Origin of the sequence: Bordetella muralis (assembly GCF_965139205.1) — a bacterium.
Classification (GTDB): Bacteria; Pseudomonadota; Gammaproteobacteria; order Burkholderiales; family Burkholderiaceae_B; genus Bordetella_A; species Bordetella_A muralis.
The window spans coordinates 37,516-53,740 of record NZ_CBCSIU010000014.1; the positions used below are offsets into that span (position 1 = coordinate 37,516).

Genomic DNA, 16,225 nt, shown 5'->3' on the forward strand with positions numbered 1-16,225 from the left:
GGGTATGAGTTCTGTGGGGCGTCGAAGCGGGGCATCTCTGATTCCCTCGTCGCTGGCACGGGTGGTTTTCTTAGGCTTCGTAGGAACTGGCGTTTGCAAGGATGAAGATCTTGCAGGGCCGCTATTCATTGGCGCCTANGGGCGCGCCAATGAATAGCGTTCGTGATCTGCATGCCATGGCTTTGGCATTGGAGATAAGCAGAAGATCTCTCGAGCTACGAGTTCGTTATACCTAGAGATGAACTACGCATCATCGCCGCACGCGTCAACTCTAGCCAAGCAGATCTTCCAAACCAGCACCACGCCACCCCGCTGCATGCCCGGACTGATCGCCATTTTCGGGGGTGCAGGGCACCCGAAAATGGCAGCCCTGCAAGATCTTCCTCTTTACCAACACGGNCACAGAAAAACGCCAAGCAAGAGACTCGTGCCAGCGGTGTGACGAGCTTGAGTTACTGCGAGTCGAGCCGAGGCAATCGGGCCGTGAGGGCGCCTCAAAGCCGAGTGGAGCGGACGTCGAAGGGAGCGCGAAGGGAGCGCGAAGGCGCGGACGAGACGAGCGAACACGGTGTCCGGCGCCCGCGCGCCGGACCGGCTTTGTGAAGCCCTCACGGCCCGATTGCCTCGGCTCGACGTCCAATAAGCACGCCCTCCTCACCCATCGAACCCCCGACGACATGAGGAACGCAAAACTACTCAGTAGCCGCCCATTTATTGCACCACCATAGCCGAAAATGGCCACACGTAGGCTTGCAACGTGACATACAACCCGACCAGGGAGGCCAACGCAATCGAGTGGAAAAACACATAGCGCAAGATATCGCCTTCGTGATGGAACCAGCGCGTGGCCGTTGACGCAACCACGATCGACTGGGCATCGATCATCTTACCCATCACACCACCCGAGCTGTTTGCCGCGCCCATCAAGTTGGCCGACAGCCCCAACTGCTCGGCAGCGACTTTTTGCATGCCGCCAAAGAGCACGTTCGATGCCGTATCGGACCCCGTCAATGCGACACCCAACCATCCCATCAAGGTTCCAAAGAAGGGATACAACACGCCCGTATTGGCAAAGGCGAGACCCAGCGTGGTGTCGGTGCCCGAATAACGCGTCAGCGTGCCCAACGCCAGCATCAGCACAATGGTCAGCAGCGAATACTTGACCAGCCATATCGTTTTAAAGAACGTGCGCACGATCGCGATCGGGTTGTATTTCATCACGAAGGCGCTGACCACGGCCGCCAGCAAAATCGCCGTTCCCGTCGCGGACAACAGATTCAACGAATACACCGCAGTCTCGGCGTGCGCTTCCGGCACCACTGGCGGGACTTTGAAAATCAGATTATGCAGACCGGGCATCGGAAAGGCCGGTGCAAAGAGGCTGTTGAGCCACGCCTTTACCGGAGGCAGGCCCCAGATGAAAACAAAAACAGACAGAATGACCCACGGCGTCCACGCGGCAATCAGTTGCTCGCGGCTGTGACTCACAACCGCCTGCATAGGTTTGGCTTCGGCAGCGCTGATGTCTTTGCCTCGCAACGACGCCGAGGTCCAGATGTTCTTGGGCCGCCATACACGCAAGAATGCCACCAGGGTCGCCATCGATACCAGTGCCGCGATGATGTCCACCAACTCGGGGCCCATAAAGTTCGAGACGAGGTATTGCGGCACCGCGAACGAAACCCCCGTCACGAGGATGGCGGGCCAGATTTCCCACATGCCCTTGCGCCCCGCAAAAGCCCAGATCAGCCAGAACGGTACCAGCAAGGAAAAGAACGGCAGTTGCCGCCCGATCATGGCCGTGACCTGATCCAGCTCATAGCCGTGCACCTTGGCCAGGGTGATCACGGGTGTACCCAAGGCGCCGAACGCCACCGGTGCCGTATTTGCAATCAGCGACAGGCCCGAGGCTGCGAGTGGCGAAAAACCCAAGCCGATCAAGATGGCTGCGGTCACGGCTACGGGCGTGCCGAACCCGGCCGCCCCTTCAAAAAAGGCCCCAAAGCTAAAAGCAATCAGCAGCAACTGAATGCGGCGGTCCTCAGTAATGCCCGAGAGCGAGTCCTGCAAGACCTTGAAACTGCCGTTCTGCTCGGTCAGCTGGTGCAGGAAAATAATATTGAGCACGATCCAGCCGATGGGCAGCAGGCCGGTAAAGCCCCCGAACACCGCTGCACGCCCCGCCATCTCGGCCGGCATGCCATAGGCAAAGATCGCGACGAGCAAGGCGGTGATCAGCCCCATGCCCGCGGCGATGTGCGCCTTGATATGAAAAACCCCGAGCGCTGCCAGCATCACCACTACGGGTAATGCTGCCAGTAGCGTGGAAATAAACATATTTCCAAAGGGGTCATAGATCTGCTGCCAAGTCATGCTGTCGTCTCCGGTTCAACCTAGTAAGTCGTCAGCGTCCCCCACGGGAACGCACGTTTGTTGTTCAGATAACTGCCAATCACAGGTCTAGCCCGCGCATGTAACCAGCGAGTTCCTGACAGTTGCATGAACGTAAGTTCCCGGTAAGGAAACCATCTAAGCTGACTAAGAATCTGTCTGCCGAGCCTAAACACCCTGCCCTGCAAACGTGCTAGATTTGTGCACCGTTCCCTAGAGCCTCGCATGACCCGCACCTTTACCCGAGACGACACCCGCCGCATTGCGGCTATCCTGGCCGAAGCCGCGCAGGTCGAAGTGATGCCGCGTTTTCGCCGGCTCACTGCCGGCGCCGTGCATACCAAGAGCTCGCCGCGTGACCTGGTCACCGATGCCGACGAGGCCGCGGAACGCTTTATCACCACCAAACTCGCCAAGCTCTATCCCGGCGCGATCATGGTGGGCGAAGAAGCCTCGGCGCGTAATCCCGCCTTGCTGAATATGCTGGTCGATGCCGACTTGGCTTTTTTGATCGATCCGATCGACGGCACGCGCAATTTCGTGGCGGGCCTGCCTTTGTTTGGCATGATGGTCGCCGTGTGCCATCGCGGCGACGTGTTGGCCGGCGTCATTTACGACCCGGTTGCGCATGACTGGGCCATGGCCGTACGGGGCGATGGCGCCTGGTCCGAGTCGGCCGATGGCACACAGACGCCACTGAAAGTGGCACAGCCGGCGCCGCCCCACGACATGGATGGCATGATTTCAACCGGGTTTCTGCCAGAGCCTCTACGCAGCACCGTCAACGGAAATCTGGCCGCGTTGGGCGCGACTGCGTCGCTACGCTGTGCCGCACACGAATATCGTCTGGCAGTCAGTGGCCACTGCCACGTCATGCTCTACAACAAGCTCGATCCCTGGGATCACGCGGCGGGCTGGTTATTGCATCGCGAAGCCGGCGGATTCTCCGCGCACTTTGACGCCAGTCCGTACAAACCGACGCATCGTACGGGAGGTTTGCTTTATGCGCCGGATGTAGGCAGTTGGCATGCGACGCGACGCGCGCTGATGGGCGAGGATTTCCCACCGCTATAGAGAGGCGGATGCCGCGCGACGCATGTGATGTTGGCCAGCGAGCATCGCCACTCTCTGGAAAATATGACGACTGCCGTCGGAACTTATCCCCAGATTTTGTGGACAACCCTATGGACAGCCTGGGGTCTTTGGCGAAAAAGCCAACGGGGCCAAAGACTTAGGAATTTCGTTCAGGACTGATCAGCACCATCGCTGCATGCCCCCCCAGCGGATACCCGTCACGCAGCCGGGTCAGACGCGCCAGAACCCACTGCACCGGCTCTCACCGCTGAATCCTTCAGTGGCGAAAAAGGCTCCCACGCCGCGCCTTCGGCTTGCTGCCCCCTAGGGGGCGTTTTTTGCCTTGGGGCGGCCCGGCGACAAAAAAGAAGGACCATATAACGCGTCCAGAGTTTCTGCACAGGAGGCCGACACCTTCAAGGTGAACAACTCATCGGCTCGCGTACGCCCAAGATTCAACGCAGCGATAGGCAGCCCGGCCTCCGAGGCTGCTCGCACGTAGCGATAGCCCGAGTGCACCATCAATGACGATCCGACGACCAGCACGGCATCCGCATGCTCGAGCGCATCCCGTGCCCGCACTCCGCGTTCTGGCGGAATGCTTTCACCAAAAAACACCACATCGGGTTTGACGATACCGCCACAGCGGGGACAGGCCGGGACGACAAAACTGCCGAAATCCACGCCTTCCAGATCGGCATCGCCGTCGGGCGCATCGGCAGCATCCAGTTCAGCCCAATCCGGATTACGCGAGTTCAATTGTGCCTGCCAGGCAGCACGCGGGCCGCGCCAATCGCAACGCATGCAGCGCACCTCGTCCAGACGGCCGTGCAAATCCAGCACGTTGCGACTGCCGGCGGCTTGATGCAACCCATCGACGTTCTGCGTAACCAACAGGCGGATGTGGCCTCGCGTTTCGAGCAACGCGAGCGCGCGATGCGCTGCGTTGGGTTGCACATGGCCAAAACGGCGCCACCCTACGGTACTGCGCGCCCAATAGCGCGCCCGCGCGGCATCGCTGCCCATGAAGGCCTGAAAATCGATCGGCGGGCTGCGTTTCCATTGGCCATCGGCATCGCGATAATCAGGAATGCCCGAGCCCGTGCTACAGCCTGCGCCCGTCAACACAAACAGATGCCTGTGCCCATCGATAAACTCGCCCAGCGCCTCGAAGTCTGGCATGTGTGGTGATGCCTTATAAGCTGCCCAGCCCGCAATTGGGCATGTTGCTGACCAGACTGGCCTGCGTCACGGTGCTCTGGGCCGGCACACTGCGCGTGAGCCAGACGTTGCCGCCGATGACCGAACCGCGGCCGATCGTCACGCGCCCCAGGATCGTCGCGCCGGAATAAATCACCACATCGTCCTCAATAATCGGGTGACGCGGCAGGCCTTTTTTGAGCTCGCCGTTTTCGCCTGGCGGAAAACGCTTCGCGCCCAAGGTCACCATCTGATAGAGCCGTACACGGTCCCCGATGATGGCCGTCTCGCCGATCACGACGCCTGTGCCGTGATCAATAAAGAAGCTCTTGCCGATGGTCGCGCCCGGGTGGATGTCGATCCCCGTATCGGCATGCGCGATCTCGGCCACGATGCGGGCCAGCATGGGCACGCCCAGCTTGTAAAGCACACTGGCCAAGCGATGATGAATCATCGCGGCTACGCCGGGATAGCACAGCAGCACTTCATCGACACTATGCGCGGCAGGGTCTCCCTGATAGGCCGCTGTCACATCCAGATCCAATGCCCGCCGAACTTGCGGCAACGCAGCGCCAAACTGACGCACGATCTGCACTGCGCGGGCATGTATCGTATCGTCTGATTCCGCCTCGCCCGTGTTACGGCCCATGTGGTGCAACTCCAGACAGACCTGGTGCAGCAACGCGTCCAACGCCGCACCGATGGTATGCCCGACGTAAAAGTCCTCGACCTCGGCGCGCAGATCAATAGGCCCCAGGCGCATCGGAAACAACGCTCCGCACAATTGCCGAATGATGGTGCGCAGACTTTCCTGCGAGGGAAACTCGCGATCGCCCGAATCCTCGCGCAGGCGCCCGCGCGGGCCGCGCCAGTCGACACGGGCCGCTCGCAGCCCGGAAACGATATGGTCCAGATTCCAGTGAGCTTGAGACGAATCGTTCATGACAACAGTCCTGCGGCTAACGCAGCCGGCGTGCATTCAAACATGAAAACCTCGGAGAAAAGCCTGCGTCGCGCATTCTGCAACGCAATATGCATGAACTGTAACCGCTAGCGCGGATTTTGCCTCGCGCGACCCGTCTCACAATGGGGTTTTGGCGCTACATTGCGCGCGCATCGCCTGTTGATCAACCCGGCAGAACGCCTGCGCCATCCCCAAAAACCACCTACGGGTTAATGCTGACTCGATCAAAAACCTATCTGCCTTTATATTTCATTCAAACGAACGTTTGAATGAAATAACTGATGAATAAGCCCACTGCTGCCGCTGCAGAAAGCCCCAGGCCTCTCCATGGCGCCCCGAACTCGTCGGCGAACGGGTCCGATGACCTCCAGCCGCTAGGGCAGCCAACACGCGACATCATCCTGGACACGGCAGAACGGCTTTTTGCACAGCAAGGGTACGATGGCACCTCAATGCGGCAGATCACGAGTGAGGCCGGTGTCAATCTGGCTGCCGTGAACTACCACTTCGGCTCCAAAGATTCACTGGTACAGGCCGTGCTGAAGCGCCGCTTGGCTGTGCTCAATCAGGAACGGCTGCGCCTGCTGGACGAACTGGAGGCTCAGGCACAAGGACAACCGCTCAAGCCCTCGCAAATCGTCGATGCGTTCTTTGGCACCCTGCTGCGCCTGGCATCGCGTCCCGAACACGTGGGCAAGAACTTTCTGCCGCTGCTCGAGCGCACCATGACGGATCCCACCGGTTTTATCCGCGCCATCGTGGCCGAGGAATACGCCAGTGTCATGGAACGCTATCAGAACGCCTTTTTCAAGGCGCTGCCCGATGTGCCTCGCACCGAGATCATCTGGCGATTTCAATTCATGCTCGGCGCCACCTCGTACGCCATCGTCGGCACCGAAGTCTTGCGACTTGCCATGGGCTGGAGCGTGGAAGACGGCGATCCGACTCACGATCCCGAGCGCACACTGCAACGATTGATGAGCTTTTTATTGGGCGGTTTGCGCGCGCCCTTGCCCCCTGCGTCGGCGTCGCACGCAACGCCCTGACGGCACGAATAAAACATTCGCCCGCATGCAGCATTTGAGACTCGCAACGGGCACCGGCAACAACCCTGACGGAGACAACATAAGATGAACGGACTCTTTGCGATCAGCGGCATCTTGATAGCCTCGATCGTCATCGTACTGGCCGTGCCACCGATCCGGCGCACGCTCTTGTCGCGCCCCTTGTTTCAGGCCTATCGCAAAGTCCTGCCGCCGATGTCCGACACCGAACGCGATGCGCTGGAGGCCGGCACCGTCTGGTGGGAAGGCGAACTGTTTCGCGGGCGGCCTGATTGGCAGCGACTGCTCGATCTGCCCAAGCCCGCACTGACTGCCGACGAACAACAATTTCTGGACAATCAGACGGAACAAGCGTGCCGCATGGTGGATGACTGGCAGGTCACGCAAAAACAATATGACCTGTCTGCCGATACCTGGGACTATCTCAAGCGCAATGGTTTCTTGGGCATGATCATCCCGCGCGAATACGGCGGCCTGGGTTTCTCAGCCTACGCGCATTCGCAGATCATCACCAAACTGTCGACGCGCTCGTCTGCGCTGGCTGTGTCGGTCATGGTACCCAACTCGCTGGGACCAGCAGAATTACTGCTGCACTACGGGACTGATGCTCAAAAAAATCATTATTTGCCCCGCTTGGCTCGTGGCGAAGAAGTCCCCGCGTTCGCGCTGACGAGCCCTTGGGCCGGCTCCGATGCCGCCGCGATTCCAGACTCGGGCGTCGTCTGCAAAGGCATGTGGCAGGGCCAGGAAGTGCTGGGCATGCGCGTGACCTGGGACAAGCGCTATATCACGCTCGCCCCGGTGTGCACGTTGCTGGGATTGGCATTCCGGCTCTATGACCCGGATGGATTGCTGGGCGGTCCCGCTGATGTCGGCATCACGTGCGCACTGGTGCCGCACGATCATCCCGGTGTAGAAACGGGACGGCGTCATCTCCCGTTGAATGCCATGTTCATGAATGGCCCCACGCGTGGCACGGATGTATTCATGCCGCTGGATTTCATCATCGGCGGCCCGGCCAGAGCGGGTCAAGGCTGGCGCATGCTGATGGAATGCTTGGCAGCCGGCCGCTCGATCTCATTGCCGGCCTCGAATACGGGAATGTCGCAACTGACAGCACGCACCGTCGGCGCCTATGCGCGAGTGCGCAGCCAGTTCCGCACGCCGGTGGGACGCTTTGAAGGCGTCGAAGAAGCCCTGGCCCGTATTGGTGGACATACCTATCTGATGGACGCAGCGCGAGTGATGACTGCCGGCGCGATCGACCTCGGCGAAAAGCCCTCGGTAGTGTCCGCCATCGTTAAATACCACATCACTGAACGCGCGCGGCAAGTCGTCAACGACGGCATGGACGTGATCGGCGGCAAGGGCATCTGCCTGGGGCCGTCGAATTTTCTGGGGCGGGCCTATCAGCAGGTCCCTGTAGGCATCACAGTGGAAGGCGCAAACATCCTGACGCGCAGTCTGATTATCTTTGGCCAAGGTGCGATCCGTTGTCATCCGTATGTCCTGGCAGAAATGCAGGCCGCGGGAAACAGCGATACCCAAGAGGGGTTGAAAGCCTTCGACCGTGCGTTCTGGCGTCATATCCGATTTGTAGTGGGTAATGGTTTACGCACAGTGGGCCACGCAGTGACCGGAGGACGCCTAGCACGCGCGCCGGCCTCGGCGGCGCCTGAGATGCATGGCTATTACCGCCAGCTCACACGCTATGCGTGCAGTTTTGCGTTGCTTGCCGATCTATCGATGGCGCTGCTGGGCGGCAGCCTCAAACGCCGCGAGCGCTTGTCGGCACGGTTGGGCGATATCCTGTCGCAGATGTACCTGGCCTCTGCCGTACTGAAGCGATTCGAGGATGACGGCAGGCAATCGGCAGATGCGCCGCTGGCCCACTGGGCACTGCAGGACGCGCTGCAACATTTGCAGGCTGCATTCGTCGGCGTACTGGACAACCTGCCACAACGTTCGGTAGGCTGGACGCTACGCCGACTGGTGTTTCCCTGGGGACTCATGCAGCACACACCATCCGACGAGTTAAGCCAACGTGTTGCTCGCCTGCTGACAGAGCCTGGCGCCACACGAGAACGTCTGACTGCCAACTGCCATGTGCCGGACACCGATGATGAGCCCGTCGGTGCGTTGGAACAAGCTCTCGTCGCCACGCTGGATGCAGAGGCTGCCGATGCGCACCTGCGCGCCTATGAAAAAACCGGCGCGCTCACAGGTGATCCGCGCGCCAACGTCCGCGACCTGGCCGAGGCAGCACATGCGCGCGGGGGATTAGATCAGCGAGATTATGAATGCATCAAGCGCCGCGATACGCTGCGCGATCAAGTCATCCGGGTCGACGATTTTCCGTTCGACTTCGGAATGACAGGCGCCGTCCAGCCCGGCGCTCAACGCAAGGCCGCTTAAGGCACATACGCCAAGGAAACCTTATGCCACACGCCCCTATCTACGTCGTGGACGGTGCGCGCACTCCTTTCCTGAAGGCGCGCAATGCGCCGGGTCCCTTTTCTGCCGCGGACCTGGCGGTACAAGCCGGACGTGAGCTTTTGCTGCGGCAACCCTTTGCACCCGCCGACCTCGACGAAGTCATCGTGGGTTGCGCAGCGCCGTCGGCAGACGAGGTCAACATCGGCCGCGTGATTGCGTTGCGGTTGGGCTGCGGTCATCGCGTGCCTGGCTGGACCGTCATGCGCAACTGCGCCTCCGGCATGCAGGCGCTCGACAGCGCCATCGCGAACATACACACCGGCCGTTCCTCGCTCGTCCTGGCGGGTGGCGTCGATGCCCTGTCACGTGCACCATTGCTTGTCTCCGATGAGATGACGCGCTGGCTCGCAAGCTGGGCCGCAGCGCGCGGCGCAGGCGATCGTTTCACGGCGCTGCGCCGTTTTCCATGGCGCAGCATCGCCCCCGTGATCGGCCTGGTCAAGGGACTCACCGATCCCGTGGTGGGGCTGTCCATGGGACAGACCGCAGAAAACCTCGCCACACGATTTGGCATCAGTCGCCAGGCGATGGACGAGTACGCGGCACGCAGTCATGCCCGAGCTCTGGCGGCCAGAGAGGCGGCCGCTCGCGAGATCGCGCCGCTGATCGATGCGCGCGGCACACTCTATCCCACCGATGACGGCGTACGCGATGATTCCACTGTCGAGAGGCTGGGCAAACTACGTCCGGTATTCGACAAACCCTGGGGCAACATCACCGCCGGCAATAGCTCGCAAGTCACCGACGGCGCGGCGTTGCTGCTACTGGCCTCCGAGGACGCAGTCAAACGCTGGAACCTGCAACCCTTGGGACGTATCGTCGATTCGCAATGGGCGGGCCTGGATCCCGCGCAGATGGGGTTGGGGCCGGTACACGCCACCACCTCGATCCTGCAGCGGCATCATTTGGGTTTGAACGATCTGGACCTGTGGGAAATCAATGAGGCCTTTGCCGCGCAGGTGCTGGCGTGCCTGGCGGCGTGGAACGATACCGTCTATTGCCGTGAGGAGCTCGGCACTGAACCCTGGGGCGTGCTGGATCAAGCACGCTTGAACGTCGAAGGCGGCGCCATCGCGCTCGGCCATCCCGTCGGCGCTTCGGGTGCACGTATCGTGCTGCATCTGCTGCAACTGCTACGGGAGCGTGGCTTGCAACGTGGCATGGCAGCGATTTGCATCGGTGGCGGACAAGGCGGCGCCATGCTGCTCGAAACGGAGACTGCGCAATGACGTCCACGACAGAGATCTCGCCATCGCAATGGCGGCACTGGCGCCTGGCGCGCGAAGCCGATGGTTTGGCATGGCTGACGATCGATCGCGCCGACAGCGCCGTCAATGCCTTGTCGGCCGAGGTCATGACCGAGCTTGCCCAGGTCCTGGACACTTTGCAGTCGGCGCCGCCGGCGGGTCTGATCATACGTTCCGGAAAGGCCGCAGGCTTTATCGCCGGCGCCGACGTAGAAGAATTCGCCGGGCTCGATACGCCGCAACAAGCGCACGTGCTGGTGGAACGAGGTTGGCAGTTGTTCAACCGGTTGGCCAGCGTACCCTATCCCACCCTTGCCTTGATCCAGGGACATTGCCTGGGCGGTGGCCTGGAACTGGCGCTCGCATGCCGCTATCGATTAGCGGTGGATATACCGGGCACCTCGCTGGCGCTGCCGGAAGTCATGCTGGGTATTTTTCCCGGTTGGGGTGGCATGCGCCGCTTGCCTGCCCTGATCGGTCCCGCCGCCGCGCTGGACATGATGTTGACGGGACGCCCTGCCGATGCGCGCAAGGCCGCCACGTTGGGCCTGGTCGATGCACGCGTGCCGCCGAGGCTATCGGACACGGCTGCGCGCCGTCATGTATTGTCTGGCAAACCGGCTCGTCGAGCGCGCGGCATCGCCGGGTGGATGAACCATGCACCCTTCAAATCGCTGGTGGCCAAACGCGCGCAGAAACAAGTCAACGCCAAAGACCCCCTGGGCCACTATCCTGCTGCGCCTGCCATCATCACCCTCTGGTCGCAATACGGCGGCAACGCCCTTGCAGCGCCACAGGTCATCGATCGCATCCTGACCTCCGATACAGCGCGCAATCTGCTGCGGGTATTCCGTTTGCAAGAACGCCTGAAGTCCTGCGGCAAAGCGCGTGAGGGGGCTTCGCCTGTACAGCATGTGCACGTGGTCGGGGCCGGCACGATGGGCGGCGACATCGCGGCCTGGTGCGCACTGAAAGGCATGACGGTTACGTTGCAAGACCAGGATGCCGCACGCATCGCCCCCGCCATCGGCCGAGCCGCGACGCTCTACTCACGCAAACTCAAAGACCCCTATGCCGCGCGGGCGGCCGCCGATCGCTTGATCCCGGATCCGGCGGGCGACGGCGTCGCACGCGCCGACCTGGTGATCGAAGCCATCACGGAACAGGCCGAGGCCAAGCAGGCCCTGTATCGTGCGATTGAACCCCGCCTCAAACCCGATGCGATCCTGGCCACAAACACGTCCAGTCTGTCGCTGGCCACCTTGCGGGCCGGGTTGACTGTACCGCATCGGCTGGTCGGTATTCACTTTTTCAATCCCGTCGCGCAAATGCCATTGGTCGAGGTCGTCCAGGCAGGCCCCGATGAACAAGGAATACAAGCGCGCGCCTGCGCGTTTGTCGGCCAGCTCGGCAAACTGCCGTTGCCCGTGAACGATGCGCCAGGATTTCTGGTCAATGCGGTGCTGGCGCCCTATATGCTGGCTGCCATGCGCCACGTGGATAAGGGCGTTTCGCCGGAGACCGTCGATCGCGCCATGACAGACTTTGGCATGCCCATGGGGCCGCTGGAATTAGCGGACACAGTGGGCCTGGATATCGCCCTGGCGGCCGGGCAGCAACTCACGCAACAGGCAGAGCCGCCGCGCTGCCTGGCCGATCGTATTGCCCGCGGGGATCTGGGCCGCAAAAGCGGCCAGGGCTTTTACACCTGGCATGACGGCAAAGCTCGCAAGCGCGAACCAGGAACACCGCCCGCGGGCCTGGCAGAACAATTAATCGCACCCCTTATCGAACGCACGCAACAGCAGGTCGATCAACGCGTCGTCGCCGACGCCGACCTGGCTGATGCGGGCGTGATCTTTGGCACAGGCTTTGCCCCATTCACGGGCGGGCCGCTGCACTACCGGAATAACAAGCTGCACAACACCAGTACGACATAAAAAGGCGCCGACGCACAGGCCCATGCAGTACCTGTATTTACGCCTGACGAGAGGAGACACACCATGCATAAAAAATCGTTGGCCTTGGCTACTTTGTCCGTTGCTATCACGGCGATCGGCAGTGCCAATAACGTACACGCCGCCGGCTTCCAGTTGTTGGAGCAAAATGCCAGCGGCCTCGGCAACGCCTACGCCGGCTCGGCTGCCATCGCGGAAAACGCCAGCACCATTTATTACAACCCCGCCGGGATGACCTATCTGCCCGGCTTCAATATTTCCGCCGGCGTAAACGCCATACAACCGTCTTTCAAGTTTCGCGACAACGGCAATAGCCGCAACCCCACCGCGCTGGGCGGCGGTGCGCCCATGGGAGGCAATGGCGGCGATGCCGGCGACCTCGGGGTCGTGCCCAACGCCTATTTTTCGTGGCAGCTGAACGAAAAATGGTTTGTCGGCCTGGGCGTCGGAGCACCGTTTGGATTGATGACCGAATACAACGACGATTGGGTCGGCCAGTATCACTCCAATAAATTCGACATCAAGACCATCAACATCAACCCGTCGATTGCCTACAAGGTCAATGACCAATTCTCGATGGGCTTCGGCGTGAACTGGCAACACATCGACGCGCAATACAAAAAGAAAGTGGTGGTTCCGGTGACACCTGCCGGTCCTTTTCTGCCTGGCGATGCCGACTTGAATCTGGATGGCGACGCGTGGGGCTGGAACATCGGCTTCATGCTGCAACCGACCGAGGACACCCGCATCGGGCTATCTTACCGGTCTAAGATCCGTCACAGCGCCAAAGGCGATACCCAGATCGACGGCTTTGCTCCCGGACAATCCTTGTCCTATGACGCCAGCACGCGTGTCGAACTGCCCGACTCCTTGATATTGAGCGCCGTGCATCGGTTGAATCCGCAATGGGAATTGCTGGCCGATATTTCGTGGACAGGCTGGAGCAGCCTGCCCCAACTGAAGATCAAAAACGACGGCGGGCCGACCGACACGCTGCCGCTGGATTTCCGCGACACCTGGCGCGTCGCGCTGGGCGCCAATTATCAGTTCGCGCCGAAATGGAAATGGCGCTTTGGTGTCGCCTGGGATCAGTCCCCCGTGCACAACCCGAGCGATCGCCCCACGTCGCTGCCCGACACGGATCGCTGGTGGTTCTCGACCGGAGTACAGTATGCAGTGAGCAAAGACACGCAGATCGACGTAGGCTATACCTATCTGTACCTGCGTGATGCCGACATCGATACTACCTCGGGCAATGCGCTGACCAAGGGCCGCGTCGCAGGCGACTATCGCAGCAAAGGGAACATCCTGGGGATCCAGGTGTCCACCCGGTTCTGATTGTCATCATTTGCCCGGGTTCGCCGTATCGAGGCCGCACATGCTATCGGGCAGCGCCTGGCGCTGCCCAAACAGGAGACCACTTTGAGCAGCAAGTTCATTGTCAAACACGCCGCAGTGCTGGGAGCTGGTGTCATGGGCGCGCAAATCGCCGCCCATCTCGCCAACGCTGGCGTTCCCGTTACCTTGTTCGACCTGACCGCTAAAGACGGCGATCGCAATGCCATCGCGAACAAAGCCCTGGCAGGCCTGAGAAAACTCGAGCCCGCGCCGCTGGCCAGCCCCTCACGCCTCGCGTTGATCAGGCCTGCAAACTACGATGACCATCTCGATCAGCTGCCTCATTGCGATCTGGTCATCGAAGCCATTGCCGAACGCATGGACTGGAAAACGGCACTGTACGAGCGTATCGCCCCGCATGTCTCTCCCGACGCGATCCTGGCCTCGAACACATCCGGGTTGTCTATCGGTGAATTGGCCGACGCCCTGCCTGAAAATCTGCGCGCCCGATTCTGCGGCGTGCATTTTTTCAATCCACCGCGCTACATGCGTCTGGTCGAAATCATCGCCACCCGCCACACACAAGGCGAGGTCGTCGATCACCTGGAAAGCTGGCTGACCAGCCAATTGGGCAAAGGCGTCATCCGCGCGTTGGATACCCCCAACTTCATCGCGAATCGCATCGGCGTGTTTTCGATTTTGGCCGCGCTGCATCACACCGGACGGCTCGGCCTGGGCTTTGACGAGGTGGACGCGTTGACCGGCCCCAAGATCGGCCGCCCCAAAAGCGCCACCTATCGCACCGCCGACGTCGTAGGCCTGGACACGCTCGCCCACGTCGTCGCCACCATGCGCGACAAGCTGCCTTCTGACCCCTGGCATCCCCATTTTCAATTGCCTGCATGGCTCAATGCCCTCATCGAACGCGGCGCGTTGGGCCAGAAAAGCGGCATCGGCGTCTATCGCAAAGTCGGCAAAGAGATCCAGGTGCTGGATCCCGCGGCGGGCGACTATCGCCCCTCGGCAGGTGTCATTGCTGACGAAGTCGATGCGATCCTGAAACAACGCGATCCGGCCCAACGCTTTGCAGCATTGCGCACGAGCAAACATCCTCAGGCTCAATTCCTGTGGAGCTTGTTCCGCGACATTTTTCACTACAGCGCCGCCCAGCTCGAACATATTGCCGACAACGCTCGTGATCTCGACCTGGCGATGCGTTGGGGATTCGGCTGGGCGCAAGGCCCCTTTGAAACCTGGCAGGCGGCTGGTTGGCGCAGTATTGCCGATGCCATCGCAGCCGATATCGCTGCGGGAGCAGCGATGAGCACGGCTCCCCTGCCGGACTGGGTACAAGAAAGCGGCCGCGAAGGCGTGCACAACGCGCAGGGCTCTTATTCTGCACGGGACGGTAAACAGAAACCGCGGTCCACGCTGCCCATATACGCACGCCAGTTGTTCCCCGAACGCCTGGTTGGCGAAACCTCCATCCCACGAGGCGCCACGCTATGGGAAAACGCAGGTGTGCGCCTGTGGCACCTGCCCGAGCTCGATCCGGGCATCGGCATCCTGTCATTCACCTCAAAAATGCACACCATTGGTGACGAAGTCCTGGACGGCGTTCTGCATGCGGTGGCCTATAGCGAGCAACAATTGGATGCGCTGGTCGTCTGGCATGACGCACCGTTTGCCGTTGGCGCGAATCTATCGCAAGTCGTACAAGCCTGCGTCGCCGGTCAATTCGACATGCTGGAGGCGAACGTAGAAAAATTCCAGCGCGCGTCGCTGTCATTGCGTTATGCACGTGTGCCGACCGTGGCCGCAGTACAAGGCATGGCACTGGGAGGCGGCTGCGAGTTTCTCATGCATTGCAGCCAGCGGGTCCTGGCGTTGGAGAGCTATATCGGCCTGGTCGAGGCCGGTGTCGGCCTGGTGCCGGCAGGAGGCGGCAGCAAAGCCCTCGCCGCACGCGCTGCCGCACTGGCCGCGATGACGGCGACGCCCGCAGAGGTGTTTCCGTATCTGCAACCGGTATTCCAGAACATTGCCACTGCGCAAGTCTCAAAGAGTGCACTGCAGGCCATCGACATGGGCTATGCCCAAGCACACGACCAAGTCGTGTTCCATCCCGACGAATTACTGTGGGTCGCCATCAAGCAAGCCCGCGCTGCCGCCGATGCCGGCCACACCCCCCCATTGCCCGTGACCAACATTCCCGTCGCGGGCCGCACCGGTATCGCGAACTTTGAAATGGTGCTGATCAACATGCGCGAGGGCGGCATGATCAGCGCCCATGATTACCGGGTCGCCCGCAGCGCCGCTGTCGCCCTGTGCGGCGGCGAAGTCGAAGCCGGCACACGCGTGGACGAAGACTGGCTGCTGGCCGTCGAACGCCGCGAATTCGTGGCCTTGTTGCGTACCAAGGAAACGCAAGCACGTATCCAGCACACACTGGAAACCGGCAAGCCTCTGCGCAACTGACACCGACAAGGATTC

The 16,225-nt window shown here is 61.1% G+C and carries 10 protein-coding genes; 7 read left to right on the forward strand and 3 right to left on the reverse strand.

Annotated features, from left to right (window positions below; all coding sequences use genetic code 11):
* Window positions 1-711: 711 nt before the first annotated feature.
* Window positions 712-2,373 carry an L-lactate permease gene (locus ACNA0I_RS18580; protein ID WP_415807512.1) on the reverse strand — a complete coding sequence of 554 codons (1,662 nt, stop codon included), beginning with the start codon at window positions 2,371-2,373 and terminating at the stop codon, window positions 712-714.
* Between the two features lie 243 nt (window positions 2,374-2,616).
* On the opposite strand from ACNA0I_RS18580, the gene ACNA0I_RS18585 reads away from it, so the two are divergent.
* Window positions 2,617-3,465, forward strand: coding sequence for an inositol monophosphatase family protein (locus ACNA0I_RS18585; RefSeq protein WP_415807513.1), 849 nt, complete (start codon window positions 2,617-2,619; stop codon window positions 3,463-3,465).
* A gap of 324 nt (window positions 3,466-3,789) precedes the next feature.
* Here ACNA0I_RS18585 and ACNA0I_RS18590 read toward each other — a convergent pair whose 3' ends face one another.
* Both ACNA0I_RS18590 and epsC read right to left on the reverse strand, forming a co-directional pair.
* Entirely contained in the window at window positions 3,790-4,647 is an 858-nt protein-coding gene (locus tag ACNA0I_RS18590) for an NAD-dependent protein deacetylase (RefSeq protein ID WP_415807514.1), read from the reverse strand.
* 13 nt (window positions 4,648-4,660) lie between these two features.
* Window positions 4,661-5,608: a serine O-acetyltransferase EpsC gene (gene epsC / locus ACNA0I_RS18595; RefSeq protein WP_415807515.1), complete on the reverse strand. Its 948-nt coding sequence runs from the start codon at window positions 5,606-5,608 to the stop codon at window positions 4,661-4,663.
* A 302-nt stretch (window positions 5,609-5,910) separates the two neighbouring features.
* Here epsC and ACNA0I_RS18600 point away from each other — a divergent pair, with 302 nt between their 5' ends.
* From ACNA0I_RS18600 to ACNA0I_RS18625, 6 genes are all read left to right on the forward strand, one after another.
* Complete coding sequence (locus tag ACNA0I_RS18600) at window positions 5,911-6,675, forward strand: TetR/AcrR family transcriptional regulator (protein WP_415807516.1); 765 nt, start codon at window positions 5,911-5,913, stop codon at window positions 6,673-6,675.
* A gap of 84 nt (window positions 6,676-6,759) precedes the next feature.
* Window positions 6,760-9,108 carry an acyl-CoA dehydrogenase gene (locus ACNA0I_RS18605; RefSeq protein WP_415807517.1) on the forward strand — a complete coding sequence of 783 codons (2,349 nt, stop codon included), beginning with the start codon at window positions 6,760-6,762 and terminating at the stop codon, window positions 9,106-9,108.
* A gap of 23 nt (window positions 9,109-9,131) precedes the next feature.
* A complete protein-coding gene (locus ACNA0I_RS18610) occupies window positions 9,132-10,418 on the forward strand; it encodes an acetyl-CoA C-acetyltransferase (RefSeq protein ID WP_415807519.1) in 1,287 nt (428 codons plus the stop codon).
* Window positions 10,415-12,376 (forward strand): 3-hydroxyacyl-CoA dehydrogenase NAD-binding domain-containing protein, encoded by a 1,962-nt coding sequence (locus tag ACNA0I_RS18615; RefSeq protein ID WP_415807520.1) that lies wholly within the window; start codon window positions 10,415-10,417, stop codon window positions 12,374-12,376. The genes ACNA0I_RS18610 and ACNA0I_RS18615 overlap by 4 nt, the downstream gene beginning before the upstream one ends.
* A 63-nt stretch (window positions 12,377-12,439) precedes the next feature.
* Window positions 12,440-13,732: an OmpP1/FadL family transporter gene (locus ACNA0I_RS18620; protein ID WP_415807521.1), complete on the forward strand. Its 1,293-nt coding sequence runs from the start codon at window positions 12,440-12,442 to the stop codon at window positions 13,730-13,732.
* An 84-nt stretch (window positions 13,733-13,816) separates the two neighbouring features.
* Window positions 13,817-16,210: a 3-hydroxyacyl-CoA dehydrogenase/enoyl-CoA hydratase family protein gene (locus ACNA0I_RS18625; protein WP_415807523.1), complete on the forward strand. Its 2,394-nt coding sequence runs from the start codon at window positions 13,817-13,819 to the stop codon at window positions 16,208-16,210.
* The last annotated feature ends 15 nt before the right edge of the window (window positions 16,211-16,225 follow it).